Raw genomic sequence first — 26145 nt, forward strand, 5'->3', positions numbered from 1 at the left:
TAGGGCTGATATCAGCAGTAGAGGGCTATAATGCAAGTGTGCTGTTGATTTGGCAATTACAATGCCGCGCGTAACGCGTTACGGATCAGTGTTTCGCAGTCAGCCTCTGGGGTGGCTATTTTGCTGATCATCCGGCTGGCTTCTTGCGGTTTATAACCGAGTGCAATCAGTGCAGATGCAGCTTCTTCTTCGGCATCGGCCTGCTGTACTGCAGCCTGAGAGTGGTGAATTGCCGAGGCAAGCTCATCAGGTGGCGTGAACAAGTCAAAGCTGCCCATCCCTTTGAAGCGATCTTTCATCTCGACAATCAGGCGCTCGGCGGTTTTCTTCCCGACACCCGGCAGTTTAACCAGCGTGGTAATATCTTCACGCTCAACAGCGCCGACAAATTGTGCGGCTGACATGCCCGATAAAATGGCCAGTGCTAGTTTGGGGCCGACACCGTTGGTTTTGAGCAGCTCACGAAACAGCGCACGCTCTTGTTTGTTGTTAAAACCATACAGTAACTGCGCATCTTCACGCACCACAAAATGGGTGAACAGGGTGGCTTCTGCACCAATATCCGGCAGATCGTAAAAACAGGTCATCGGCATGTTGACTTCATAACCTATACCGCTGACATCGAGAAGAACTTCAGGCGGCTGTTTTTCGACGATAAGCCCACGTAAACGACCAATCACAGATTATCTCCTCGTTGTATGTTTCGCTGCGCATAGATCTGTTTATGCGCGATTATTATTATCGCGTGCAGTACGGTAATTTCTGAGCATAGCATAACGAAAAGGCTGGATAAATATCCAGCCTTTTATCATGCAAGCCTTTTGTCATTATTGATACCAAGATCCAGTGATCTTATCGGTATTGCTAATGAAAGTATCAGTGCCACTTATGTTATCGGGTGATGTACAAATATCCGCCAGACGCTTTTCAACGAAAACGCCCTTGGGTGATTTGTAACCGCGGATCCATAATTTTTGCCGCATGCTGACAGATTTGCGCATGTGTCATAGCAATAGCCAGTGCATCGGCAGCATCTGCTTGCGGGTTACCGGGCAGTTTCAGCAGGGTTTTCACCATATGCTGGACTTGGGCTTTATCTGCTGCACCGGTGCCGACTACGGTCTGTTTTACCTGACGAGCGGCATATTCAAAGACAGGAAGATCATTATTGACCGCAGCAACAATCGCCGCGCCGCGCGCTTGCCCCAGTTTGAGTGCCGAGTCTGCATTACGTGCCATAAACACTTGCTCAATGGCAAAAATATCAGGGCTAAACTGGGTGATGATTTCACTGACGCCGGCATACACCAGCCGTAAGCGGTTGGGAAGATCATCAACCTGAGTACGAATGCATCCGCTACCGAGGTATTCAAGATGCCGCCCTTGTTGGCGGATCACGCCATAACCGGTGATCCGCGAACCTGGGTCAATACCCAAAATAATTGACATCCGTTACAGCTGTTCTGCAACTTCGTCAGAGATATCACCGTTATGGTAAACCTCTTGAACATCGTCACAATCTTCAAGCATATCGATAAGGCGCAGCAGTTTTGGTGCGGTATCAATATCAAGTTCAGCTTTAGTGGAAGGGATCAGCGAAACTTCGGCCATTTCAGCGGTTAAGCCGGCAGCATCTAACGCATCTTTGACTGAACCGAAATCTTCCGGCGCGGTGTAGACATCAATGGTGCTGTCATCATTGACAACCACATCATCAGCACCCGCTTCCAGTGCCGCTTCCATAACGGTATCTTCATCCAAACCTGCAGGGTAAGAGATCACCCCTTTTTTAGTAAACAGGTAGGATACAGAGCCATCAGTACCCAGATTTCCGCCGGTTTTGGTAAACGCATGGCGAACTTCTGATACGGTACGGTTACGGTTATCACTTAAACACTCAACCATGACCGCAGTACCACCCGGGCCATAACCTTCATAAATGATGGTTTCCATATTGCTATCATCATCACCACCGACACCGCGTGCAATCGCACGGTTTACAGTGTCGCGGGTCATGTTGTTAGAGAGCGCTTTATCTACCGCTGCACGCAGACGCGGGTTAATCCCGACATCTCCACCACCCATTTGAGCGGCAACAACCAGCTCACGAATCAATTTAGTGAAAATTTTGCCTCGTTTAGCATCTTGCGCTGCTTTACGGTGCTTAATGTTGGCCCACTTACTATGACCTGCCATAACAATCTCCGCTTTTTAATCTTATTTTGGGGCTATTTCGATTTTCGCAGTACCGATTGCGCAGTACTGATACTGCAGTCGAACTGCCCGATCTTAGTGTATTGCTGTTTCAGCTATTATCATCTGCTACCCGCTTTGTTATTGGTTATAATCGCAATAGCAGGGTAGGCTGAGCAGTAAAACACTCTGTGTTGTACTGCTCAGTCTGCAAGCATGGCTTAAATGCGTATTACGTTGAGGCGATACAGCACAGTTCAATGGCCTGTTGATTGCTCCATGATTTGGTCAGTTTTGCCGCTTCATGTGCATTCAGCCATTGGTAAGCATGGTGCTCAGACAGCACAACCGCGCGTTCTGAAGGCAATGCCAAACAAAACCAGTGCTCTTTATTGCGAGTGACATCTGGCGCATAACGATGACGGACATGCTCAAACAGTTCAAATTCAACGGTATGATGCAAATCAATCAGCGTTAAATGCTCTGATTGGATATCAATGGCAACCTCTTCTTGTACTTCACGCAGTGCCGTTTGTTGCGGCAATTCATCACCTTCTAGGCTACCGGTAACCGACTGCCAAAACTGCGGATTATCTTTGCGCTGCAACATAAGCACCCGCTCTGTATGCGGACAGTGGATCACCACTAATACTGATTCCGGGCGCTTAAAGGTCATGCTTATTCCTTTGATGCTTTCACAACGTTGATAGACAACTCTGCCAGTGAAGCCGGATTAGCAAAGCTTGGTGCTTCGGTCATCAAACAGGCTGCCGCCGTTGTTTTCGGGAATGCGATAACATCACGAATATTGTCGGTGCCGGTAATCAACATCACCAAACGGTCAAGGCCAAAAGCCAGACCGGCATGCGGTGGTGTACCGAATTTCAACGCATCAAGCAGGAAGCCAAATTTCTCACGCTGCTCTTGTTCATTAATGCCCAAGATGCTGAATACGGTTTGCTGCATATCGCTGTTGTAAATACGCACAGAACCGCCACCCACTTCATAGCCGTTAATCACCATGTCATAAGCATTGGCAATGGCAGCGGTAGGATTCGCACTCAGCTCAGCCGGTGTCATATCACGCGGTGAAGTGAACGGGTGGTGCATCGCAGCCAGATTACCTTCGTCATCTGCTTCAAACATTGGGAAGTCAATTACCCACAGCGGTGCCCATGCACTCAGATCGGTCAGCTTGAAATCGCGGCCAAGTTTGATACGCAAAGCGCCCAAAGCATCGGTGACCACGTTCCAGCGGTCAGCACCAAACAGCAGAATATCGCCGTTTTCTGCGCCACTGCGGGATAAGATTTCTTCGACAATCTCAGCATTCAGGAATTTGGCAACAGGGCTTTGTACACCCTCAAGGCCTGCGGCACGGTCGTTGACTTTCATCCACGCCATCCCTTTTGCGCCATAAATACCAGCAAATTGGGTATATTCGTCGATAGTTTTACGGCTCATCTGTGCACCTTGCGGAACACGGATCAGGGCTACGCGGCCTTTTGGATCATTGGCTGGGGTAGAGAAAACATTGAATTCAACGTCTTTTAGCAGATCAGCAACATCAACAATTTCTAGCGGGTTACGCAAATCTGGCTTATCAGAGCCAAAACGGCGCATCGCTTCTGCCCATGTCATAATAGGGAAAGGGGCAAAATCTACACCTTTCACTTCCTGCCACAGCTCGCGCACTAAACGCTCCATCACTTCACGCACTTGCTCGGCGCTCATGAAAGAGGTTTCAACATCGATTTGGGTGAATTCAGGCTGGCGATCGGCACGCAAATCTTCATCACGGAAGCATTTTACGATTTGATAGTAGCGATCAAAACCCGACATCATCAGCAGCTGTTTAAACAGCTGTGGAGATTGTGGCAGTGCGTAGAATTTACCTTTGTGTACACGGCTTGGTACAAGGTAATCACGCGCGCCCTCTGGGGTTGCTTTGGTCAGCATCGGGGTTTCGATATCAAGGAACTGGTTATCATCCATAAAACGGCGCACAAAGCTGGTCACTTTGGCACGCATTTTCAGGCGATCAGCCATCTCTGGACGGCGCAGATCCAAATAACGGAACTTCAGGCGCTGCTCTTCGGTGTTGGTCTGGTTGAAATCGAGTGGCAGTGGCTCTGAGCGGTTGATGATGTTCAGCTCTTGGGCAAAAACTTCAATCTCACCGGTAGCCATATCGCTGTTGATTTGGCCGTCAGGGCGGGCGCGAACAACGCCTTTAATCTGAATACAGAACTCGTTACGCAATTCAGACGCTTTTGCAAATGCAGCCTGATGGTCTGGATCAAAGAATACCTGAGTAATGCCTTCGCGATCACGCATGTCAATAAAGATCAGGCCGCCTAAGTCTCGGCGACGGTGCACCCAGCCACATAGGGTAACATCTTGCCCTTCGTGGGTGCGATTAAGTTGTCCGCAATATACGGTGCGCATGGTTTACATCCTTTTGGTAAAACAGAGTACGTCGGGAGTGTTCCGTAATAACCGCTCGGGGGTTGTTACAGTTGCGATAACGCGTTGTTTTGCGATACCTGCGAGTTGCTCGCCGAGACTCTGCCTGATTATTTTTACCAATACTGAGTTTGCTGAACGCGCATTACTGCGGAGCAAACTGACCGGCCTTGTGATCTTTTACAAAGTGCGGCCTTCGACAAAAGAGCGACATTATAAAGGATAACGGCAGCCCAATAAAACTAAAGCCCCGAGATTAATCGGGGCAAATGTAGGTAATTGTACAAATTTTGTGGCTTTGCATCGTTTACTGGCCCTAAGGCGATGCCAAGCCTGCATATTCTGGTGTGATTATCGGCGATTGCCCATGATACGTAACAGCATCAGGAACAGGTTGATAAAGTCTAAATACAGGGTTAGTGCCCCCACAATGGCATATTTACGGAAGTTCTCGTGATCGCTTTCTGAGATCTGCTCACCCAGCATTTTCAGCTTTTGGGTATCGTAGGCGGTTAAGCCAACAAACAGCACCACACCAATATAGGTGATGACCCACATCAGAGTGTCACTTTTTAGCCACATGTTGACCAGTGAAGCAAGAACCACACCAATTAATGCCATAAACAGCATATTACCCATACCGCTTAAATCACGTTTGGTGGTGTAGCCGTACAGGCTCATTGCGCCAAACATACCCGCAGTAACAACAAATGTTGCTGCAATTGAACTGGCGGTATAAGCAATAAAAATGCTGGAAAGGGTTAATCCTGTCAGGGCGGAGTAGAGCATAAACAGGCTGGTGGCCATTGTTCCGCTCAGGCGTTGCAACATACCTGATAGCACAAATACCAGAGCTAACTGTGCGATAATTAGACCAAAAAAGGTAATTTTACTGGAAAAGATGAAGTTGATAACGGCAGGTGTACTGGCGGCATACCACGCGACAAACGCGGTAAGCAACAAGCCACAAGTCATCCAGCCATACACTTGTGACAGGTAAGCCTGTACACGAGTACCTGTTCGCTCAGCGAACACATTGTTTGAACGTGGATTCATAATTGACGACCTTTTGCGTTAATTCGAGTCAGTGATCTTGATAGTAAAAATGTTGATGGTTAGGTGCTGATTCCAACTGATTATTTAATAAACTGTTATGTAATGAACTCTATGATCGACTTGATAATCAATAGATTGCTACAGAAGCTTAAGGATGACACTAGATTACGGTTATTCTGAAATTAGCAAGTTATGCAGTTTATTCAAGCTTAATTATACGCCTGAGCTTGACCGCATTGTTTCTATTTATGTCTTTTTTGCCTAGAATTGCCTATTGGTTATTTCTGCTTTACGTTTTCTAATTGGCAATACTGCCTTTTTACCAAGATAAAGAGAGTTAGGTGCAAGCATGATTTTGTTAAATCAGCCAACATATCGATACGTATTAGTGCGTTCAAAGCGGGTACGGTTTATGTCTGGAATGCTCGTGTTAACTTTTTTAGCGCTGTTGAGCTGTTTTCCCAGTTATGCACAGTCTACGGTTACTGCACCAGAAAAAAGCGGGAAAACAGTATTAACATTAACGAATGGCCGAACAGGTGTGTTGGCGATGTCAATGGGGCAACTGGATGCATTACCGCAGTATGATATTACAACGTCAACCCCGTGGCATACACAAGCTAGAACATTCAGTGGGCCGCGCCTGAGCGATGCATTAGCACTGGGTGATATTCAGTCAGATCGAATAGAGATTGGCTCAATAAATGGTTACCAAATTACACTATCATCGGCTGAATTAGCGCCTTATGATCCGATACTTGCAACGCACGTTGATGGTAAAGAGATGCGGATCCGTGATAATGGCCCAATCTGGCTCATCTTGCCGCTTGATCAATATCCGAGCTTACACAACTCGGCATTTTATGCTCAAATGGCTTGGCAAATCAGAAGTATTAATGCGGTTAAGGATTGACTGCTGACATGATGAGGGTTGGGATGACCTGGCTAAAAAAGTGCAATAAATGGCTGATGATCACCGGCGGGTTATTTGTGATCAGTGCCGTTTTTTCATTGGTGCTGTTTGGTATGGGGGTGGGCTCACTGAAAGTGACACACTCGAACAGCTCATGGGCGCTGATGCAGTTGCAAATGGAGCAGCAAAAAATAGAGTCGGCACTCAAGCTGTATCAGGCAGGTTTGGTTGATATGGATGAGATGTATCTGCGCTATGAGCTGATGTGGAGCCGATTCCCCGTATTACTCGAAGGTGAAGAGGCGTCTGCTATTGATCAGGTAGTGGGGGCAGATACACTGCTTCGGCAGTATTTTAGTGATTTTAAATCACTTGAGACGTTGTTTAATCAGCGCAATATTTCAGATCAAGATATTGGCACTATTCAGCGTAAAATTGCGAAAAACAGTAGTGACTTAGACCGTTTAATTAACCAGTTTTTTCATGAATATCGCTATTATCAGCTAACTGGAAATAACAATACGGTATTGGCAAGTCATCTGCTTGGGATATCGTTGCTAACATCGTTATTTTTTGCCTTACTCTGCTTTTTTCTCTTTTACCGCCAAACTCGCCGATTAGAGCAGCAAAACCATCAGGATACACTGACCGGCTTACCTATGCGCGATCAGTTATTTACGGCCTTACAAACTGCCAATTACGATAAGCAGCGTATAGGGCTGATGTTGTTTGATTTGGAATTTTTCCGGATGATCAACAGTGTTTCTGGTTTTGATGTTGGCGATAATGTCTTACGAGTGATGACCCAAAGTTTGCATGATGTCAGACCTGAAGGTAGCCAGTTATTCCGTACTGGTGATGATCAGTTTGCTCTGTTGCTCAGTGTGAATAAAGACACTGACTTACAACCTATCGTTGAACGGTTGAAAACCAAACTACACTCACTGAACCATGATTTGCCACAACGCACCTCGGTTTTGTTTTGTTGCGGCGCGGCAGTGAGTAATAACCAGCGTCAGAAAGATACCTTACTAAAGTGTGCAGAGCTGGCATTAGTTGATGCACAGCAGCAGCACCGAACCGGTATCGTGACCTTTTCTCGCCCATTATTAGCGCATAAGGCTGAACGTCTACGGGCATTGTCTGAGATGTTGCGTCAGGATCTGGAACAGCAGGTACTTAATTTGCATTTCCAACCGGTTCTTGACTGCACCGGACACGAAGTTAGGCTGATTGAAGTTAACCCGCGCTGGTATCACCCTCGTTTCGGTCAGGTCAGTACCCGTGAGTTATGGCAGCTCGCTGAGAGTAATTCACTGACACAATCATTAAGTTGCTGGATGCTTGAAAAAAGCTGCCAACAGCTGCATCAGTGGCATCTTGATTTCCCTGAACGGAAGTTAGGTTTGTGTATACCGATAAGCCATTATTTATTGCATCCTGAATTGCCGGCGCTGATTCGTTCACTGTTGGCGCGCTATCAGTTGCCAGCACACTGTCTGACGTTGCAAATTGATGGTGAAAGCCCTAGCGATACCATGACATCGGTATTGTTTAATCTGCATACCATGGGGGTAAAACTGGCGCTAGGCGGGTTTGGCCGCAATCCGGCATCTCTGGTGGCGTTTCAGCGGGTATCTCTTGATTACATTAAAATTGATTGTGCGCTATACACCGATTTAACCCGTAACCGTAAACAGCAAATTTTGGTACGGGGCATTTTACAAATAGCCCGCAGATTAAATATCAAAGTGATTTTTGATCAAATTAATACGCAAAAACAGTTTATTGCAATGGGCAGAATGTTGTCATCTAACTGGCTGCAAGGTGATCACTTTTGCCGAGCGCTACCTGCAGAGGGCATCAATATGTTTATTTTGAATCATCCGTTTTTAGATACTGAACTTGCGCTGAGTCATGCTTCTACTCATTAAGTTGTTTCAGATGTTTATGTGGGGATAAAAATCAGACTAGGTTATGCCATTGTCTAGAATTTTAGTATAGTAAACCACGGTGTATTTATCACACAACGTTATGATGACACGATAAATATGGAAATTTACCAATAAAAATGTGAACAATACGCACGCAGTAAATATAACATATTGATTCATTATGTGGTCGTGCAGGCAGTATTGTTTGTTGCGGAGTAGATGACGATGATTAGCGCCCTTTATGCGGTGCTCGGCGCGCTGTTATTGATCAAGTTTTCTCTTGATGTAGTGAAGTTGCGTTTTCAATACAAAGTATCTTTTGGTGATGGCGGGTTTTACCAGCTACAAACCGCAATTCGTATCCACGGTAATGCGGTTGAGTATATCCCAATTGGGATTTTACTGCTGATCGTGATGGAGATGAATGGCGCGGAAACCTGGTTACTGCATTTTACCGGTCTGATGCTGGTTATTGGCCGTTTATTGCACTATTTTGGTATGCATGAGCGTGAGTTCCGCTGGCGACGTGCCGGAATGGGGGCGACCTATGCGGCGCTGATTTTAATGATCATCGGTAACCTGTATTATATTCCGTGGTCACAGATTTTTTATCTACAATGATACGATATATGATTACCGCTACGGCCTGTAGCGGTAAGATACAAGACAGTTCTGCTTCAATCCTCTAGAATACCCTGTTTTTTTATTATCTTCCTATTCACTCAGGTCACTCAGGTTTCGCTATGTCTAGCCGCGATACTCTCTTTTCTGCCCCAATCGCCCAATTAGGTGATTTTTCTTTTGATGATCGTGTTGCGGATGTTTTCCCCGACATGATTAAGCGTTCCGTTCCCGGTTATAGCAATATCATTGCAACTATCGGTATGCTGGCAGCGCGCTTTATCCAGCCAAATACGCAGGCCTTTGATCTTGGTTGTTCATTGGGAGCAGCGACGCTTTCAATGCGACGAAATATCGATGTCGAAGGCGTGCGTGTGATTGCGGTTGATAACTCTGCAGCGATGATTGAACGCTGCAAACGCCATATTGATACATTTCGTTCAGAGACACCGGTAGAGGTGATTGAGGGCGATATTCGTGATGTGGCTATTGAGAATGCCTCAATGGTGGTGCTGAATTTTACGCTGCAATTTTTACACCCGGATGATCGGCAGGCACTGTTGAATAAAATTTATGCCGGTTTGCGCCCCGGTGGTGCATTAGTGTTGTCAGAGAAGTTTTCGTTTGCCGATACGGCGATTGGTGAGCATTTGTTTGATATGCATTTAGATTTTAAACGTGCCAATGGTTACAGTGAGTTAGAGATCAGCCAAAAGCGCAGCGCGCTTGAGAATGTGATGCTAACTGATACGGTAGAGATGCATAAGCAGCGTTTAGCCAGTGCAGGGTTTGAGCACGCTGAGGTGTGGTATCAGTGCTTTAATTTTGGCTCTATGTTGGCGATAAAATCAGAAAATGCATAAGAGAGCAGCACAATGATTGAGTTTAACCATTTTTATGCATTGATAGCGAAAACGCCACTGGCACACTGGTTGGAAACATTACCTGCGCAGTTGGCGGTTTGGCAAAAAGAGAACCAAAACAGCCAGTTTAAGCGTTGGGAAAAGTCGGTCAATTTTCTGCCCGAGGTGCCAGTTTCGTCGGTTAATTTGGCTTCTGCCGTTGCGGTGGGGGATGGTGAGAGCATTTCTGACGGTGAACGCCAGCGGATCACCTATTTATTGCAAGGGCTGATGCCGTGGCGCAAAGGGCCGTATGATTTACACGGTATTCACCTTGATACCGAATGGCGCTCAGACTGGAAGTGGGATCGGGTATTGCCTCACATCACACCGCTGGCTGGCCGTACGGTATTGGATGTAGGTTGTGGTAGTGGCTACCATATGTGGCGTATGGTTGGCGAAGGTGCGGAGTGTGTGGTGGGTATTGACCCAACACCGCTGTTTTTATGCCAGTTTGAAGCGGTACGTAAGTTGCTGGGCAATGATCAGCGCGCTAATTTGATCCCTCTGGGGATTGAGCAGCTGCCTGAGCTGAAAACCTTTGATACGGTATTTTCAATGGGGGTGTTGTATCATCGCCGATCGCCGTTGGATCACCTGTTGCAATTGAAGGCACAATTACAGCCGGAAGGTGAATTGGTGCTGGAAACGCTGGTGGTTCCGGGTGATGAAAATACGGTGCTAGTGCCGGGTGAGCGTTACGCCAAAATGCGTAATGTCTATTTTATTCCGTCGGCTGCCGCGCTGGTGAAGTGGCTGGAAAAATCAGGGTTTATTGATGTGCGGGTGGTGGATGTTGAGATGACATCGCTCGATGAACAGCGTCGAACGGAGTGGATGATTACTGAATCACTGGCTGATTTTTTAGATCCGCTAGACCCGAGTAAAACGGTGGAAGGGTATCCTGCTCCGTGCCGTGCCGTGATTGTTGCACGTAATAAATGTGTGCAGCAAGGGCCTAGCAACCTTAAGGAATAAGCGTATGTCAGTACTATCACGGCCAAAAACAACTCTTGAACAGTGGCGGATGTTTCAGGCCGTGGTGGATCATGGTGGCTATGCTCAGGCGGCAGAGAAGCTCAATAAAAGCCAGTCTTCGCTGAACCATGCGGTGTCAAAATTGCAAGAGATGCTCGGTGTGCAGTTGTTAGAGGTGCGTGGCCGTAAGGCATTTTTAACCGATGCCGGTCGGGTTATTTTGCACCGTAGCCGCCAGTTGACGGGGCATGCGCTGGCAGTTGAAGAGCTGGCAGCCAATTTGGATCAGGGCTGGGAAGCGGAGATCCGCATTGCCATTGAGTCAATCTATCCGCGTCAGCCGTTACTGGATGCGATTACGCAGTTTTATCCGCAAAGCCGTGGCAGCCGGCTGATTATCAAAGATACTATCCTGACTGCCACGCAAGAAGCTATTCGTGATGGTTGGGATCTGGTGATTACACCGCATGTTCCGGCTGGTTTTTTGGGCGAACCGTTATGCGGTATTTCGCTACATCCGTATTGTCACCCTGAGCATGCGCTGGCTGAATTTACCGCGTTAAATGAGCAGGATTTAGTCGGGCATTTGCAAATTGTAATCATGGATAATGCGCTACAGCCGACCATGGAGATTGGCTGGTTGAAAGCCGGTCAGCGCTGGAGTGTCAGCCATTTTTATGAGGCAAAAAACTTGCTGCTGTCCAATATGGGGTTTGCATGGTTGCCTGATCATATTGCTGAGCCGGAGTTTCAGCAGGGGTTATTGCACCGTTTGCCGGTACAGTTTGGCGGTGAGCGTCGTTTAACTGCTCAGTTGCTGTTGCCTCGTGGTGAGCAGACTGGGCCGGGGGCAAAAACACTGGCAAATTTAATGATTCAGGCTGATCAGGCACAGGTTTCAGCTGTTTTTCAGGATCAGTAAAACTTTTGGCTATTGTATCTCAGTATTGCTAGCCGATATAGCTAGGCTGTATCAGTGTATATAGGTGCTAGATAGCCAGACAGCATCCTGTTACAGGATAGGGTGCATAAACGGCAATAGGGGGAGCACGGTACTGTCTGGGCTATAGTGCCTATCTGTACGGAAAACACCACTGCTACAGCATTATATCTCTGATAAGCGCGCTTTCATTTGGCTGACGGCATACGGGTCAACTTCAACACGGGCAAACTCATCGGCACCGCTATCGCGGCTCATATTTACACCGGGTTGGTGGTAGCGCATCGGCGAAGGTACGCAGTGTGATGCCGAGGAGTGAATTTCGTGCGCACCGGCTTGAATAAAGGTGTGCATGTTGCTGAGCCTAATCCCTGAACCGGGCAGAATAATAGGCCCATGCGTATCGGCGGTTTTAGCCCATAGAGTTTGCAACAGCGGTAAGCCAAGTTCTGCAGTATCACGCTGCCCTGAGGTAAGAATACGGCTAACGCCTAAATCTGTCAGTTGTTGCAGCATCAGCATCGGATCTGCGCACATATCAAATGCGCGATGAAAGGTAATTTCCATTGTACCGGCTAAACCAAGCAGGGTTTGCATACGTGTACTGTCTAGCTCACCGTCTTCATTTAGCATACCCAACACAACCCCGGGATAACCGAGTTCACGCATCAGCGATAAGTCTGACTTCATCTCTTCAAACTCTTGCTGGCTATAGCAAAAGTCACCGCCCCGTGGGCGTAAAATCGGGAATACCGGAATAGTTAGCTGATCACGGGCACTAAGCAGTGAACCGTATACAGGGGTCGTTCCCCCTTCTAAGCGGCCGGCACACAGCTCAACTCGGTCAGCTCCGGCTTTTTCAGCCTGCAACGCACAACTGACACTGTAGCAACTGATCTCTAATATACGGCGCATTGGCATAATCGATTTTCCTGTCTGATTTTTTTCTCAGGGTAGCAGTGTTTTTATTTTGAATCTTAATTTGCACGATAAGACGTGATCAGTGTTCACATTCTGATTATCACGCTGTTAATTCAGTACTATTTCTATTTTTACATTCAATCGTATAGGGATAGAGCTCTTACTTGTGGTCAGAATAGAGTGCAGGGGTATTTAGATACTTTGAATATAAAGGTGATATTGCTGGATATAAATTCTGGAACAGAGTATGGCGATATGCACAAAGCTGATGCTATCTATGTGAAAAAAATTGCCTTTCCTGTATCCGGTTACGGTGTATTTCAAAATACGTCTGCCCGGTTGATCTATAAATTCTCTCGCCTTACATTAAATTCATCAGGTTACATGAATGCATATGCACTCAAAACCTATATCAGCGTTTAATAAGTCACTATATCTGCCTTGTTAATCTTTTCCATGATACAGAAGGATATTGAAAATGAAATCTTATGAAGCGAACTGGGATGAAAAAGGCCATATTCACAATGATGCAAAAGCATGGGCAAAATATCGTCAAGATATGCTGGCTGCATTTCCATCGCCTTTTGGTGATGAGCAAGACGGGCTTGCAACCGCTATCGGGCATGCAGTAAAAAAATTAAATCAACTACGCCCGCAAAAAAATGGGCCTGCTTATTTGGGTGAAAATCCGGCATTGACTATTGACTTTGCGAAAGTAAAAGATGTAGCAATGGCCGATAAAATGAGCTCAACAGAAAAAGTGATTAATGAGACAACACAGTTATTTGAAGGGCTGCCAAATTGGGGGCATCCATTAACCATGTGTAATGTTATTCCACAGGCTAACTCAGCTTCTATTATTGCTGCCGTATTATCAGAGATATTTTCACCCAATATTTTAGAGGGGGAATACTCATGGAACGTGCATCGCGCTGAATTAGAGAGTGCGGGGATGCTCGGTAATTTAATTGGCTGGAATCCGCTTAATACCGGCTGTATTTATACATATGGTGGTTCAGGTTGCTGGACTTACCATGTGAAATACGCGTTAACACGTGTATTGCCTGATTCACGTAATTCTGGCGTGCGTACAGATGCTAAAGTTATTTGTTCTCAGCAGGCTCATTATACTATGCTCAACAGCACCGACTGGATGGGCTTGGGTATGGATAATATTATTAAAGTCCGTACCGATCCTTTAACGAATGCTATGGATGTGGTGCATCTAGAGGAGATTCTTAAAGATCTGAATGAGAAAGAAATACCTGTGGCATCTGTCGTGTGTACAATGGGGACAACCGATGCAAATGCATTCGATCCGGTCGAGAAAGTTAGAAAGCTGTTGGATCAATATCCAAATGCTCAACCTTATGGTAAAGCGTTGCTGTATTGTGATGCGGTAGTGTGTTGGTCATGGTTGACTTTCAAAAAGTATGATTTTGATAAAAATCCGCTTCAGTTTAGTAATGAAATTCTTCCTTATATTAAACGTAACTATAAATCACTAGAAGGCATGAAATATGCTGACGCTGTGGGTATTGACTTCCATAAAGCGGGCTGGTCTCCTTATGCGAGTAGTTGTTTTGTCTATCAAAACAGTGATGAATTTGAAACATTATTAAAACGCCCGGGTTCTGCCTATTTACAACCTCGTTCACCGTATAATCCGCTGGATTACACATTAGAGGTTTCACGTGCTGCAACCGGTGCTCTGGCAGGCTGGGCAACATTAAAATTCTTTGGCTATGAAGGATTTCACGCTATTCTTGGCGGGATCTTAGAAAATCAATTCTATTTCCGTGAGGTGTTGCATGAAAATGCTAGTACGGTTTGTACTAATGCGGATGATTTCGGTTTAGTTACCGTGTTCCGAGTTTATCCTAAAGATGTATTAGCCCATGAGCAGTATCAACGGGAGCTATCAGATATTAATTATAAAGACCAATTGATAGCTAACAATAAATTAACGCTGGATGTAGGTAATAAACTCTATGCTTGGTATCGTGGTGGTAAAAAAATTAATGGGCAATATACCCCATATTTAAGCTTTAGCACCGGATTTAGAACTGCTGAATATAATCGTGATGGTGAAGATAAAGATGCTTATATCTTTGCATTAAAAGCATTCCCGATGAATGTTTATATCACACCAGAAATTATGCAGCATGTGGTTGACTGTGTTATTGCTGCACGTGATGAAGTTATCAGTGAAAAATAGCCACTGAGTGTTGTTTTTGATTGATTTGAGTGGTGGCTGTGTTATCAAGTTGAGTCCTCATTATCTTGGTGATGTAGCCATCACTTTTTTATTACTTCGCTTTATGGCTTTTTATAATGATAAGTTGATTTTCATGTCTTGTTGATCAAGATAAGGATAAGTTATGTCTGGCAGTGTCAGTACAAAAAAATCCGCTAGTACAGTGGCTAAAGCAACCGTGGCTAAAATAAGTGTCGCAACATTGGCAATTATGAATATTACCACCGTCGTCAGTTTACGGGGGCTGCCTGCTGAAGCTGAGTACGGTATTACCTCTGCATTTTACTATATATTTGCAGCGCTTTTTTTCTTAATTCCGGTGGCATTAGTTGCGGCAGAGTTGGCTACGGGGTGGCCACAAAAAGGGGGCGTTTTTCGCTGGATAGGTCAGGCATTTGGTCATCGCTGGGGGTTTGTTGCTATTTATTTACAATGGGTAGCGACCACGATTTGGTTTCCTACCGTGCTTATTTTTGCCGCAGTTTCGCTGGCTTTTATAGGGCCTCATCAGAGTGCTGATGCGGCATTAGCAGGAAATCGTCTGTATACAGTAGGTATTGTACTGGCGGTATATTGGCTAGCCACGGCAGTAACACTACGAGGGATTAAATCCTCTGCAAAGGTAGCAACCCTCGGGGGGTTAATTGGTACTATTATTCCTGCCTGCATCTTAATGGTATTAACACTGATTTATGTATGCACAGGAAACCCAATTCATTTTACCGCATCAAGTGCTGATTTTTTCCCAGATTTGTCTAACTTTAATAACCTAGTGCTGGCAGCAAGTATCTTCCTATTTTTTGGCGGAATGGAGATTAATGCCGTGCACGTTGTTGAAGTAGAAAATCCGTCTAAAAACTATCCGATTGCTATTATTACCGCTGCAGCATTAACAGTATTGATTTTTATTTTTGGTACATTGTGTATTGCTACATTAATACCAAAATCACAAATTAATTTAGTGCAAAGTTTGCTGGTTGCGTATGACGCTTTATTTGCACATTTTGGATTAAGTTGGTTAGGTGAGTTAACCGCGGCTGCATTAGCATTTGGGGTGCTTGGCCAAATTACAGCTATTGTTGCCGGCCCTTCTACTGGGTTATTGCAAGTTGGTCGCGAAGGTTACTTACCACCTTTTTTCCAAAAAACCAATAAAAATGGTGTCCAGTCACACATTCTTATTTTTCAAGGTATCATCGTCAGCATTATGTCAGTGTTTCTGGTTGTATTGCCGTCAGTTCAGTCTACTTACCAAATACTAGGGCAGTTGGCGAGTATTTTATATTTACTGATGTATATTATGCTTTTTGCTGCCGCCATTTATTTACGTTATAAAGAGCCTGAAACCCCGCGTCCTTACCGTGTTCCTGGTGGTAAAGTAGGTATGTGGATTATTGCTGGAGCAGGTTTTATTGGTTCAGTATTAGCCTGTGTATTGAGCTTTATTCCACCATCTCAAATATCAGTAGGTGATCCCTCTTCTTATGTCATTATTCTTATTGTCGGTACAGTGTGCTTTTTTGTTGTGCCTTTGATTGTATATGCATGCCGTAAGCCAGCATGGATTATGGATTGGGATGAAAAAGAAACGGATAAATAATATAGGTGAATGGCTGAATTAACTGACATTGGCCGTTTTATATTTAAATGCAATGCCATTATCACATTTGTTAATGGCATTGTTCATAAACTAGTAAGTAAAATTACCACGGTTTTTATAAGAGATGATATCTGATGCTATAAATAGATGTCTGGAGAGTAATTATGCCAAATCAAGACGATAGCATAAATAACAATCATCATAGTGACACAAAAATGATTAAGCCTGCTGTGTTAAGCGTAGGGACATTCATTTTGATGAATATAACTACCGTAATCAGCTTGCGTGGTTTGTCAACGGAAGCTGAATATGGTTTAGCTTCGGTTTTTTATTACTTATTTGCAGCTCTGTTTTTCTTAGTTCCTGTTTCGCTTGTTGCAGCAGAATTGGCAACGGGTTGGCCTCAGAAAGGGGGTGTTTTTCGCTGGATCAGTCAGGCATTGGGGGATAGGTTAGGGCTATTGGCGATTTATTTACAGTGGCTAGCAACAACGATTTGTTTTCCTACAATGCTGATTTTTGCTGCCGTATCATTAGCGTATACAGGCAATAACCCTATCAGTGATGCTGTTTTAGCTGCAAATAAAATGTATACACTGGTTGTGGTTTTATGTGTCTATTGGCTGGCCACATTTATTACAGCGCGCGGTGTAAAATCAGCATCACGTATCAGTGCAGTTGCCGGATTAATCGGTACTATCATTCCGGCTATTATTCTGATTGTCTGTGGTGTTTTATATGTAGTTACCGGTCACCCTATTGCATTTACGCTCTCTTACGCTGCAGCTATTCCTGACTTTAGTCATTTCAGTAATATTGTACTGGCTGCGAGTGTTTTTCTATTTTATTCCGGCATGGAAATTAATGCTGTACATGTTAGCCAGTTAGATAACCCCTCACGCAATTACCCGATAGCTATTGGGTTAGCAGCTATATCAACGGTTGTTGTTTTGGTATTAGGCACATTAACAATCAGTGCGGTAATTCCACAAAATCACATGAATTTAGTGCAAAGTTTATTAATGACCTACGATCATCTGTTTACTGCATTAGGTGTTTCTGGGTTGGGTAAAATCATTGCAGCTATGCTGGCAATTGGGGTGTTAGGGCAGGTTACTGTGATTGTTTCAGGCCCTTCAAGTGGCTTGTTTGCTGTGGGAAAATTAGGTTATCTTCCGCCAGTATTGCAAAAAGTGAATCGTCATGGTGTACAGCGAAATATTTTACTGATGCAGGGTGTTATTGTTACTTTGCTCTCTATATTGCTGATATTTTTGCCGTCAGTGCAGTCTGCTTTTCAGATTCTGGGGCAGCTTTCAATTATTTTATATTTATTGATGTATATTATGATGTTTATTGCTGTCATTGCTTTACGTTACCGAGAACCGGCTACTGTTCGGCCCTATAAAATTCCGGGCGGAAAAGCCGGTATATGGCTAATTGGTGGTGTTGGGCTATTTTCTTCAGTACTGGCTTTTGTGGTCAGCTTTATTCCTCCGGCACAAATATCGGTAGGTAACCCACTGATTTATAGTTTGATATTGGTATTGGGTGCAGCAGCATTTGTTGCGATTCCGTTGATATTGTATGCCTTTCGTAAAGCCTCTTGGGTAAGTGAAACCTAAATGGTGGGTTATCGTCTAATCAGAGGCTCTATCTTGATCAGGGTCAATTCCTGCTTTCAAACTGTCTGTGGCCTTGTTAGCATTCTGGGTATCTCTTTTTATTGGTGATAATAAGTATAACTTATGAAATTCATATCTTTTAATATCAATGGTTTACGCGCAAGGCCACACCAGCTGGCTGAAATTGTACAGCAGCATCAGCCCGATGTTATCGGGCTGCAAGAGATTAAAGTGCACGATGATGCCTTTCCATTAGCTGATCTTGCTCCTCTGGGGTATCACGTTTTTTATCATGGGCAGAAAAGCCATTACGGTGTTGCACTGCTGACTAAGGCTGAACCACTAGCAGTACGTAAAGGCTTCCCGACAGATGATGAAGATGCGCAGCGCCGTATCATCATGGCGGATTTGGCCACCCCTGCAGGCACATTAACGGTAATTAATGGCTATTTTCCGCAGGGTGAAAGTTGTGATCATGAAACCAAGTTTCCAGCAAAACGTAAGTTTTATGCTGATCTGATGCACTATCTCAATACCAGCCATAATCCCGAGCAACCGATTGTGATTATGGGTGATATGAATATCAGTGCTACTGATCTGGATATCGGTATTGGTGAGCAAAACCGTAAACGCTGGTTACGTACCGGAAAATGTTCATTTTTGCCTGAAGAGCGTGAATGGATGGAAACTCTGTTGCAGTGGGGGCTTATTGATACTTTCCGAGCAGAAAATCCTGATGTGAATGATCGGTTCTCATGGTTTGATTACCGCTCAAAAGGGTTTGATGAAAACCGCGGTTTACGTATCGATCAGATTTTAGCCACTAAAATGCTGGCTGAGCGTTGCCAAGATACGGGAATTGATTATCAGATCCGGGGAATGGAAAAACCGTCAGATCATGCGCCAATTTGGGCTAATTTTACGTTGTAACGCTATCCAGACAAAAAGCCGGTTTAAACCGGCTTTTTGTCTTCCACACTGCTTTGTAGCTATATCTAACCTTACGATAAAGGGCGTAGATGCCGTTGCCAGCGTTGTTCCCACTGTTTAAATATTCCAACAATCATCAGTGTTAAGCACAGATAAATCAGCGCGGCAAAGCAAAAGGCCTCAAACGGTGCGTAATACCGCGCATAGGTATCACGTGCCGCGCCGGTAATATCAATCACAGTAACTACACTGGCCAGTGAGGTGGCATGCAGCATATAAATCACCTCATTAGAGTACGCGGGTAACACGCGGCGAAAAGCCGAGGGCAAAATGATCCGCCGCAACAAACAAAAAGGCGACATGCCGTAGGCTCGTGCAGCCTCAAGCTCTGTACGCGGCGTAGCCTGCATTGCACCACGTAAAATTTCAGTACTGTAGGCCGCAGTATTAAGGGAAAATGCCAGCAAACAGGGGTAAAGCGGGTTTTGTAAGAGTGGCCACCAGATAGAGCTCTGTACGCCATCAATCATACTCACGCCGTAATACACAATATAGAGCTGGATCAGCAAAGGTGTACCACGAAACAGATAGGTAAAAATCCACACCGATCCTGAAATAATACGGCTCTTGCTGCATCGGGCAATGGCTAACGGAATAGCAAGTAACCCACCAAACCACAATGAAATAACCAGCAGTTGCAGTGTGGTCACCAAACCATTGGCATAGTGCAGCAGCGTTTCAGAGGTGAAAATGGTGTTACTGTCTAACCAGGTGGTTAAAATGTGTAAAAATGGCGAGTTCATCTTGTCTACTCCCTGACAACACCAATGCTGTAGTGTCTTTCCAGTGCTGAAATGCCCCATTCAGAAAGGGTGGTTAATGTTAGATAGATAATGGCAACCGGAATAAAAAAAATAAATGGCTCGTGTACCGCACCGGCAGCTTCTTTGGCCAGTTTGACCATATCAGTTAACCCAATAACTGAAGCCAGTGCCGTTGTTTTGACCAGAACCTGCCAATTATTGCCCAATCCGGGCAGTGCATGGCGCATCATTTGTGGGAATAATACTCGCCTGAAAACCTGAGCCGAAGACATACCAAAAGCTCGTGCTGCATCAAGCTGGCCACGATCTACTGCCAAAAATGCACCACGAAACGTTTCGCCCATGTAAGCCCCGAAAATCAGCCCAATGGTCAGTACGCCAGCCGTAAATTCATCAATATTGATATAAAAATCAATCTGGTAGTGTTCTGCTATCCAATCGCCTAACATATTTACCGCAATTTGAATGCCAAAAAAGATTAGCAACATCAGTACCAGATCTGGCACACCGCGGATTACCGTTGTATAGAGCTGGCCAATAACGCGCAGCCCACGATTTGATGATAATTTAGCCTGAGCCGTAAGTAGCCCGAGTGTAAGGGCAATCAGTAGTGATAAAAACGCCAACTTCACTGTCAGCAGTGCACCATAAAAAATAGACGGGCCGTATCCGTGGAGATCAAGCATAATATTCTCCGTAATGGGGGGTGCACAGCGTATAACTATCCTGATACGCATATTTTTGTTGATGGGAGGATTATTAATATACAAACATAAATAAAAGGTACGGCAGGAGTGCAAACTACGCTAAAAGCAACCTACCGTACTCAACGTAAAATAACGGCATAGCCTCTCAGAAGATTATTTCTTCACATTATATTCAAAATATTTTTTCATAATCGAATCATACGTGCCGTTACTCTTAACGGTGCTTAATGCCTGATTAAATACCGCTTTCAGCTCTGTATCATTTTTACGAAATGCCGCACCCACACCATCTCCGAGCTGGAATTTATCCCCGGTTATCACAAAATTCTCACCGTCTGCGGTTTTTAAAATCGTGCTTTCCCCTACTGGATAATCAATTAATACTGCATCTAATCGGCCACCTTTCAGGTCTAATACCACCTCATCGCCGCTGTTATAACGAATAATCTGTGCTGTTTTACCGTATATCTTGCTGGCCTCAGTATCTTGAATCGTACCGCGCTGTACGCCCAGCTTTTTACCGGCTAATGTTTCCGGCTTAGCAGGGTTAATATCAGTCACTTTCGGTGTAAACCATGCACTTGGGGTATTGTAGTAAGCATCAGAAAAATCAACTTTGGCTTTACGCTCTTCATTAATCGACATAGATGAAAAGATCACATCATATTTGCGGGCTAACAAACCGGGAATAATACCGTCCCATGTTTGTACTACCCACTCACACTTGAGTTTAGCCTGTTGGCAGACTGCGTTGCCCAGATCAATTTCAAAACCGGTGAGTGAGCCATCGGGTTTTTTAAACTCAAACGGCTCATACGGCACATCCACCGCAATACGAACCTCTTTCCACTCTTTGGCGATAACAGAACTGCTTATCAGGCAAGTTGCAGTGATCAGCATACTCAGCGCAACATGCTTATTCAGTGTGGGGATTCGGGCCATATTCAAATTCCTTCTTCAACAGGGGAGTTAACGCAATACACACCAACGGCGCTTACATGCGGCTTTGTGGGTGATACTGGCTATTCATAGCAGGAGTGTTACCTACTGATTATTCACCCAATAATGGGATGTATCTCTGTCTTAGCGTAGTTGGTATCTCACTATTTAGCCTATTTGTGGGTAACATTTAAGGCGTAATATTTAGATCTAATATTTTGGCGCTAAAAATTGCCGCATTCGCTCTGATTGGGTGTGATAAAAAACCTGTTCAGGTGAACCTTGCTCTTCAATTTTACCCTTATGCAAAAACACCACGTGGCTGGAAACATCACGGGCGAATGACATCTCGTGCGTAACCACCAACATGGTTCGCCCCTCTTGAGCAAGGCTGCGCATCACATTTAGCACTTCACCCACCAACTCTGGATCAAGTGCTGATGTTGGTTCATCAAACAGCAGAACTTCCGGTTGCACTGCCAGCGCGCGGGCAATTGCTGCGCGTTGCTGTTGCCCGCCGGAAAGGTGGCCGGGGTAATAATCACGGCGCTCATACAGGCCGACCTTGTGCAGCAACACCTCGGCATTCTCAATTGCACTGTGGCGTGGTTCACCCAGAACATGTATAGGTGCTTCGATAATATTTTCCAGCACCGTCATGTGCGACCAGAGATTAAACCCTTGAAAGACCATTGCCAGCCGTGAACGCAGCCGTTGCACCTGCTTTTCATCGGCCGGAAAACGCTCTCCGCGCCGGTTTTGCTTCATGGTGATAAGCTCACCCTTAATCCGTATTTCACCTGCGCTGGGGGTTTCTAGCAAATTAATACAGCGCAAAAATGTAGACTTACCTGATCCTGATGAGCCTAAAATTGAGATCACATCCCCCTTATGGGCACTCAAACTGATACCTGACAACACGGGATTTACCCCGAAAGATTTATATAAATCAGTAATTTGTAGTGCGGGGATATCTGACATCTGCAACATCCTTGGTTCTGTACGAAAAAACAGATCAAAGGCTAAATTACTGTATGTTGGTATTTTTGTTAATAGTCAGTGAATAAAATGCGGGTAATTTGGCTGATCGGAGCAGTGACTTCTTCTGCTATTAATCCCTACATTAGGGATGTTATGTGTTATTTCTGATAATTACCGTTTTTAAAATAGGCAGTAACGGCTAATTGCAGTCGATCACTGTTAATTTATGGTTAATAGGGAAAGGGTAAATTGTGTATAAAAATCAATAACAAAAAAGGAATAGATGAAGAGGGGATGGAATACATAAACGTAAAATCAGTGTACATAAATAGGGGGAATGCAGATAAATGCGGGCCGAAAAATTTTTGAATATAGTGAGGAAAAGGAAAACAGAGTGAGAATAGAAAAAAGAGAATGGTGGAGAGAGAAGGATTCGAACCTTCGAAGGCTGAGCCGTCAGATTTACAGTCTGATCCCTTTGGCCGCTCGGGAATCTCTCCACACAGGTTTTGCGGTTATATAGCACTGCAAGCCAAAGCAATGCGTTGTAAATAGATGGTGGAGAGAGAAGGATTCGAACCTTCGAAGGCTGAGCCGTCAGATTTACAGTCTGATCCCTTTGGCCGCTCGGGAATCTCTCCACACAGGTTTTGCGGTTATATAGCACTGCAAGCCAAAGCAATGCGTTGTAAATAGATGGTGGAGAGAGAAGGATTCGAACCTTCGAAGGCTGAGCCGTCAGATTTACAGTCTGATCCCTTTGGCCGCTCGGGAATCTCTCCACACAGGTTTTACGGTATATAGCACTGCAAGCCAGAGCAATGCGTTTTAATAAATGGTGGAGGGGGAAGGATTCGAACCTTCGAAGGCTGAGCCGTCAGATTTACAGTCTGATCCCTTTGGCCGCTCGGGAACCCCTCCAGAGCAAGCGGGGCGCATCATATCAAATGAACACGGTGTGTAAAGGTAAAAATACTAAAAAGTTGTCTGTCCGCTGTTTTTTTATGCGCAGTGCCGAAAATAGACGCACTTAGTACCTTGAAATAGAAAAATGCCTAAATAAAGATAAAGAATTCAGCGAGGTTGCCGTTACGTATTCCGTGCATAAAACAGGATATTTTTGTGATTGATCGTATCGATACCCGCGTATTAACCGATGAGCTACAGCTAAATGGCCGCTTACCTAAAGCCATCGAGCAGGGGCAGCGTACCGATTTTTCGCTGCTTTTAGCCATGTTGTCGGCTAACGTGTGTGATCAAGCACAATTTCAAATGCCTGAACCGCAAACACAAACCGCCAGTTTAAACTTACCTGTTCCACCAAAAAGCCGTTTATATGGCCATGAAGATGATGTGCAGTGGGCCGATCAGCGCACCGAGGCATTTCATCAGGGGGGGCTGGCTTCTACATGGTTGCTTGAGTGTTTGCAACCTGACCCGCTTATCTACCCGCCACAAAATACTGCCGGTTTACAGCCTGAAGTGTACGGTAACATGTCGTATACCGAGCGTGATGAGCTGGAAGGGAAGAAAACAACCAAGGCGGCCGATCACCGTACTCAACTGTTTTTAACCTGCCTGCAAGCGGCTCGTACGCAAGCATCGCTTTCACACTTGCAAGTCGCCGCCTAAATACAGTGTTAAACATCGCCATTGCTACTATGTGTATTTACAATATATCAACTATGGTGAGTACTGATATCGGCACGCAGAGCGCGCCGATAAAAATATAGCCCAATATCAGCTATCAGCAGGCAGATCATAGAACAACAGTGCGGTTTCCATGTACAAAAACATGCTGATCAAGCACTAAACGCAGTGCGCGGCTAAGCACATTCTTCTCTACATCACGGCCTGCCAGCATCATATCTTCTGCTGAATAGGTGTGATCAACATTAATCACATCCTGCACAATAATTGGCCCTTCATCGAGGTTATCATTGACAAAATGTGCCGTTGCCCCAATGATTTTCACCCCCCGATCATAAGCCTGATGATAAGGTTTTGCGCCGATAAATGCCGGTAGGAAAGAGTGGTGAATATTGATGATTTTATTTGGATAATGCCCCACAAACTCAGGTGTTAGTACCCGCATATATTTAGCCAAAACTAAATAATCTGGGTTATAAGCATCAATCTGTGCACACATTTGTTGATCATGCTCTTCACGGCTCAACCCCTCATGGCTGACACAGTGATAGGGGATCTCAAAACGCTCAACTAGCACACGTAGCGTTTCGTGGTTGCCGATGACCGCAGCAATATCAACATCTAGCCCACCATAATAGGCTTTCATCAGTAAATCACCGAGGCAGTGCGCCTCTTTTGTTACCAAAATCACCACCCGCTTACGCCCGGCCGCAATCAGCCGGCGTTTTGTCCCTTCAGGCAAAGCATCATCTAGATCAGCCAATAACGTGGTGTCATTGAAGATCCCCTCTAGTTCTGTACGCATAAAAAAGCGGCGAGTACGGTGATCAACAAACTCATTATTTTGGATGATGTTCAGTTGATGCTTGTAACAGATGTTGGTGATTTTTGCGATCAACCCCTTGGCATCGGGGCAGTCAGTTAACAGAATTTTGCGTTCCATATCAGTCCATCGAGTCGGTGTGGTTATGCTGTCTACTTTTGTACTCTGAATCGATTCAAGGGTCAAAATGATTCCGTGACAAAAACACTGAAAAAAATATGGCAACCTACAGCTGTATTATTTGTGCGAAAATAGGCCTTAAAGGCTGAAATACAGTGAATAACACGGCTGATTTATCTCTGTAAGTTTAAGCCGCTATATCTAGCATCAGGCTGCCGTATCCTCATAATTATCCGCAACATTTCTTGTATTTCTTCCCTGAACCACATGCACAGGGGTCATTTCTACCAATTCGTATGGCTGGTTTTAGGTTGTTGGGTGTTACACCATCAATATAAAGCCAGCGGCCAGCCTCATGAACAAAACGTGAGCGCTCATGCAGCTCGGTGCGAACACCGGCCTCTTCAAACTGTGCGATAAACTCTACAAAATCCTCTTGCGGCATATTTTGTACAGTAGATTGCCCGATAATCGGCTGCTGACTCGATGTTGAATTACATGAATCTGCGCTATCAACAATAGTCAACCCCAGCCATGTGACCTGTTCACATGCATTCACAATATCATCACGAAAAGTCTGTGCTTGCCGCGAAGGGTGATAAGTGTCAATGATATACTGAACATTATGCGTTACGTGTGCAGTATAACGTGAGCGCATCAACGCTTCGGCATTCGGAGCTACAGCGCCATCAAGCAACGGGCCACAGCATTGCGCTAAAGCCTGCAGACTGCCACAAGGGCACAGTGTTTGTTCGTTCATTTCCA

General features: G+C 45.0%; 24 protein-coding genes and 4 tRNA genes. 11 read left to right on the forward strand and 17 right to left on the reverse strand.

Features of this window, described 5'->3' with window-relative positions:
• Positions 1-56: 56 nt before the first annotated feature.
• The 6 genes from ruvA to AC1HDJ_RS07650 form a co-directional block, all read right to left on the reverse strand.
• Positions 57-680, reverse strand: a complete 624-nt coding sequence (gene ruvA / locus AC1HDJ_RS07625; RefSeq protein ID WP_479534749.1) for a Holliday junction branch migration protein RuvA — start codon at positions 678-680, stop codon at positions 57-59.
• A gap of 247 nt (positions 681-927) precedes the next feature.
• On the reverse strand, positions 928-1449 hold the full coding sequence (ruvC, locus tag AC1HDJ_RS07630) for a crossover junction endodeoxyribonuclease RuvC (protein ID WP_479534751.1): 522 nt from the start codon (positions 1447-1449) through the stop codon (positions 928-930).
• A 3-nt stretch (positions 1450-1452) separates the two neighbouring features.
• A complete protein-coding gene (locus tag AC1HDJ_RS07635; RefSeq protein ID WP_438622993.1) occupies positions 1453-2196 on the reverse strand; it encodes a YebC/PmpR family DNA-binding transcriptional regulator in 744 nt (247 codons plus the stop codon).
• A gap of 229 nt (positions 2197-2425) precedes the next feature.
• Entirely contained in the window at positions 2426-2869 is a 444-nt protein-coding gene (nudB, locus tag AC1HDJ_RS07640) for a dihydroneopterin triphosphate diphosphatase (protein WP_479534754.1), read from the reverse strand.
• Positions 2870-2871: 2 nt separating this feature from the next.
• Complete coding sequence (aspS, locus tag AC1HDJ_RS07645; RefSeq protein WP_479534756.1) at positions 2872-4641, reverse strand: aspartate--tRNA ligase; 1770 nt, start codon at positions 4639-4641, stop codon at positions 2872-2874.
• A 369-nt stretch (positions 4642-5010) separates the two neighbouring features.
• Positions 5011-5715: a Bax inhibitor-1/YccA family protein gene (locus tag AC1HDJ_RS07650; protein ID WP_479534758.1), complete on the reverse strand. Its 705-nt coding sequence runs from the start codon at positions 5713-5715 to the stop codon at positions 5011-5013.
• Positions 5716-6127: 412 nt separating this feature from the next.
• Here AC1HDJ_RS07650 and AC1HDJ_RS07655 point away from each other — a divergent pair, with 412 nt between their 5' ends.
• From AC1HDJ_RS07655 to AC1HDJ_RS07680, 6 genes are all read left to right on the forward strand, one after another.
• Complete coding sequence (locus AC1HDJ_RS07655; protein WP_479534760.1) at positions 6128-6628, forward strand: putative pterin-binding protein; 501 nt, start codon at positions 6128-6130, stop codon at positions 6626-6628.
• A gap of 23 nt (positions 6629-6651) precedes the next feature.
• Positions 6652-8562, forward strand: a complete 1911-nt coding sequence (locus AC1HDJ_RS07660) for an EAL domain-containing protein (RefSeq protein ID WP_479534763.1) — start codon at positions 6652-6654, stop codon at positions 8560-8562.
• Between the two features lie 225 nt (positions 8563-8787).
• Positions 8788-9183, forward strand: a complete 396-nt coding sequence (locus AC1HDJ_RS07665; RefSeq protein WP_479534765.1) for an MAPEG family protein — start codon at positions 8788-8790, stop codon at positions 9181-9183.
• 122 nt (positions 9184-9305) lie between these two features.
• On the forward strand, positions 9306-10046 hold the full coding sequence (gene cmoA / locus AC1HDJ_RS07670; protein WP_479534767.1) for a carboxy-S-adenosyl-L-methionine synthase CmoA: 741 nt from the start codon (positions 9306-9308) through the stop codon (positions 10044-10046).
• 12 nt (positions 10047-10058) lie between these two features.
• On the forward strand, positions 10059-11063 hold the full coding sequence (gene cmoB, locus AC1HDJ_RS07675) for a tRNA 5-methoxyuridine(34)/uridine 5-oxyacetic acid(34) synthase CmoB (protein WP_479534769.1): 1005 nt from the start codon (positions 10059-10061) through the stop codon (positions 11061-11063).
• A 4-nt stretch (positions 11064-11067) separates the two neighbouring features.
• On the forward strand, positions 11068-11985 hold the full coding sequence (locus AC1HDJ_RS07680) for a LysR family transcriptional regulator (RefSeq protein WP_479534771.1): 918 nt from the start codon (positions 11068-11070) through the stop codon (positions 11983-11985).
• 183 nt (positions 11986-12168) lie between these two features.
• Here AC1HDJ_RS07680 and cutC read toward each other — a convergent pair whose 3' ends face one another.
• Complete coding sequence (gene cutC, locus AC1HDJ_RS07685; protein WP_479534773.1) at positions 12169-12924, reverse strand: copper homeostasis protein CutC; 756 nt, start codon at positions 12922-12924, stop codon at positions 12169-12171.
• Positions 12925-13402: 478 nt separating this feature from the next.
• Here cutC and AC1HDJ_RS07690 point away from each other — a divergent pair, with 478 nt between their 5' ends.
• From AC1HDJ_RS07690 to xthA, 4 genes are all read left to right on the forward strand, one after another.
• Positions 13403-15142, forward strand: coding sequence for a pyridoxal-dependent decarboxylase (locus tag AC1HDJ_RS07690; RefSeq protein WP_479534775.1), 1740 nt, complete (start codon positions 13403-13405; stop codon positions 15140-15142).
• Positions 15143-15305: 163 nt separating this feature from the next.
• Positions 15306-16781 carry a glutamine/gamma-aminobutyrate antiporter GadC gene (gadC, locus tag AC1HDJ_RS07695; RefSeq protein WP_479534777.1) on the forward strand — a complete coding sequence of 492 codons (1476 nt, stop codon included), beginning with the start codon at positions 15306-15308 and terminating at the stop codon, positions 16779-16781.
• A gap of 215 nt (positions 16782-16996) precedes the next feature.
• Positions 16997-18406 (forward strand): glutamine/gamma-aminobutyrate antiporter GadC, encoded by a 1410-nt coding sequence (gadC, locus tag AC1HDJ_RS07700; RefSeq protein WP_479534779.1) that lies wholly within the window; start codon positions 16997-16999, stop codon positions 18404-18406.
• Positions 18407-18529: 123 nt separating this feature from the next.
• Complete coding sequence (xthA, locus tag AC1HDJ_RS07705; protein ID WP_479534781.1) at positions 18530-19336, forward strand: exodeoxyribonuclease III; 807 nt, start codon at positions 18530-18532, stop codon at positions 19334-19336.
• Between the two features lie 71 nt (positions 19337-19407).
• Here xthA and AC1HDJ_RS07710 read toward each other — a convergent pair whose 3' ends face one another.
• The 8 genes from AC1HDJ_RS07710 to AC1HDJ_RS07745 all read right to left on the reverse strand — a co-directional run bounded on the left by AC1HDJ_RS07710 (position 19408) and on the right by AC1HDJ_RS07745 (position 23708).
• Entirely contained in the window at positions 19408-20139 is a 732-nt protein-coding gene (locus tag AC1HDJ_RS07710; protein WP_479534783.1) for an ABC transporter permease, read from the reverse strand.
• Positions 20140-20144: 5 nt separating this feature from the next.
• The gene (locus AC1HDJ_RS07715; protein WP_479534785.1) at positions 20145-20846 is read right to left on the reverse strand and encodes an ABC transporter permease; all 702 of its coding nucleotides are present in this window, start codon (positions 20844-20846) and stop codon (positions 20145-20147) included.
• A gap of 174 nt (positions 20847-21020) precedes the next feature.
• Complete coding sequence (locus AC1HDJ_RS07720; protein ID WP_479534787.1) at positions 21021-21809, reverse strand: transporter substrate-binding domain-containing protein; 789 nt, start codon at positions 21807-21809, stop codon at positions 21021-21023.
• 207 nt (positions 21810-22016) lie between these two features.
• Positions 22017-22787 (reverse strand): ABC transporter ATP-binding protein, encoded by a 771-nt coding sequence (locus tag AC1HDJ_RS07725; RefSeq protein WP_479534789.1) that lies wholly within the window; start codon positions 22785-22787, stop codon positions 22017-22019.
• Between the two features lie 415 nt (positions 22788-23202).
• Positions 23203-23287, reverse strand: a tRNA-Tyr gene (locus AC1HDJ_RS07730).
• Between the two features lie 56 nt (positions 23288-23343).
• Positions 23344-23428, reverse strand: a tRNA-Tyr gene (locus tag AC1HDJ_RS07735).
• A 56-nt stretch (positions 23429-23484) separates the two neighbouring features.
• Positions 23485-23569: transfer RNA gene (locus tag AC1HDJ_RS07740), tRNA-Tyr, on the reverse strand.
• A gap of 54 nt (positions 23570-23623) precedes the next feature.
• Positions 23624-23708, reverse strand: a tRNA-Tyr gene (locus AC1HDJ_RS07745).
• Between the two features lie 201 nt (positions 23709-23909).
• Between AC1HDJ_RS07745 and AC1HDJ_RS07750 the strand changes: the two genes are divergently transcribed.
• Positions 23910-24419, forward strand: a complete 510-nt coding sequence (locus AC1HDJ_RS07750) for a VC2046/SO_2500 family protein (protein ID WP_479534791.1) — start codon at positions 23910-23912, stop codon at positions 24417-24419.
• A gap of 127 nt (positions 24420-24546) precedes the next feature.
• On the opposite strand, the gene purU is transcribed toward AC1HDJ_RS07750, so the two are convergent.
• Together purU and AC1HDJ_RS07760 are read right to left on the reverse strand one after the other, a co-directional pair.
• Entirely contained in the window at positions 24547-25380 is an 834-nt protein-coding gene (purU, locus tag AC1HDJ_RS07755; protein WP_479534793.1) for a formyltetrahydrofolate deformylase, read from the reverse strand.
• A gap of 229 nt (positions 25381-25609) precedes the next feature.
• A complete protein-coding gene (locus AC1HDJ_RS07760; RefSeq protein WP_479534795.1) occupies positions 25610-26140 on the reverse strand; it encodes a YchJ family protein in 531 nt (176 codons plus the stop codon).
• Positions 26141-26145 lie beyond the last annotated feature (5 nt).

The organism is Plesiomonas sp. ISS29 (assembly GCF_056522795.1).

What these genes read in the sequence shown, in the direction of transcription:
- ruvC (WP_479534751.1), bottom strand. Translation starts at nt 1,449, where the DNA reads ATGTCAATTATTTTGGGTATTGACCCAGGTTCGCGGATCACCGGTTAT.
- AC1HDJ_RS07635 (WP_438622993.1), bottom strand. Translation starts at nt 2,196, where the DNA reads ATGGCAGGTCATAGTAAGTGGGCCAACATTAAGCACCGTAAAGCAGCG.
- nudB (WP_479534754.1), bottom strand. Translation starts at nt 2,869, where the DNA reads ATGACCTTTAAGCGCCCGGAATCAGTATTAGTGGTGATCCACTGTCCG.
- aspS (WP_479534756.1), bottom strand. Translation starts at nt 4,641, where the DNA reads ATGCGCACCGTATATTGCGGACAACTTAATCGCACCCACGAAGGGCAA.
- AC1HDJ_RS07650 (WP_479534758.1), bottom strand. Translation starts at nt 5,715, where the DNA reads ATGAATCCACGTTCAAACAATGTGTTCGCTGAGCGAACAGGTACTCGT.
- AC1HDJ_RS07655 (WP_479534760.1), top strand. Translation starts at nt 6,128, where the DNA reads ATGTCTGGAATGCTCGTGTTAACTTTTTTAGCGCTGTTGAGCTGTTTT.
- AC1HDJ_RS07660 (WP_479534763.1), top strand. Translation starts at nt 6,652, where the DNA reads ATGACCTGGCTAAAAAAGTGCAATAAATGGCTGATGATCACCGGCGGG.
- AC1HDJ_RS07665 (WP_479534765.1), top strand. Translation starts at nt 8,788, where the DNA reads ATGATTAGCGCCCTTTATGCGGTGCTCGGCGCGCTGTTATTGATCAAG.
- cmoA (WP_479534767.1), top strand. Translation starts at nt 9,306, where the DNA reads ATGTCTAGCCGCGATACTCTCTTTTCTGCCCCAATCGCCCAATTAGGT.
- cmoB (WP_479534769.1), top strand. Translation starts at nt 10,059, where the DNA reads ATGATTGAGTTTAACCATTTTTATGCATTGATAGCGAAAACGCCACTG.
- AC1HDJ_RS07680 (WP_479534771.1), top strand. Translation starts at nt 11,068, where the DNA reads ATGTCAGTACTATCACGGCCAAAAACAACTCTTGAACAGTGGCGGATG.
- cutC (WP_479534773.1), bottom strand. Translation starts at nt 12,924, where the DNA reads ATGCCAATGCGCCGTATATTAGAGATCAGTTGCTACAGTGTCAGTTGT.
- AC1HDJ_RS07690 (WP_479534775.1), top strand. Translation starts at nt 13,403, where the DNA reads ATGAAATCTTATGAAGCGAACTGGGATGAAAAAGGCCATATTCACAAT.
- gadC (WP_479534777.1), top strand. Translation starts at nt 15,306, where the DNA reads ATGTCTGGCAGTGTCAGTACAAAAAAATCCGCTAGTACAGTGGCTAAA.
- gadC (WP_479534779.1), top strand. Translation starts at nt 16,997, where the DNA reads ATGATTAAGCCTGCTGTGTTAAGCGTAGGGACATTCATTTTGATGAAT.
- xthA (WP_479534781.1), top strand. Translation starts at nt 18,530, where the DNA reads ATGAAATTCATATCTTTTAATATCAATGGTTTACGCGCAAGGCCACAC.
- AC1HDJ_RS07710 (WP_479534783.1), bottom strand. Translation starts at nt 20,139, where the DNA reads ATGAACTCGCCATTTTTACACATTTTAACCACCTGGTTAGACAGTAAC.
- AC1HDJ_RS07715 (WP_479534785.1), bottom strand. Translation starts at nt 20,846, where the DNA reads ATGCTTGATCTCCACGGATACGGCCCGTCTATTTTTTATGGTGCACTG.
- AC1HDJ_RS07720 (WP_479534787.1), bottom strand. Translation starts at nt 21,809, where the DNA reads ATGGCCCGAATCCCCACACTGAATAAGCATGTTGCGCTGAGTATGCTG.
- AC1HDJ_RS07725 (WP_479534789.1), bottom strand. Translation starts at nt 22,787, where the DNA reads ATGTCAGATATCCCCGCACTACAAATTACTGATTTATATAAATCTTTC.
- purU (WP_479534793.1), bottom strand. Translation starts at nt 25,380, where the DNA reads ATGGAACGCAAAATTCTGTTAACTGACTGCCCCGATGCCAAGGGGTTG.
- AC1HDJ_RS07760 (WP_479534795.1), bottom strand. Translation starts at nt 26,140, where the DNA reads ATGAACGAACAAACACTGTGCCCTTGTGGCAGTCTGCAGGCTTTAGCG.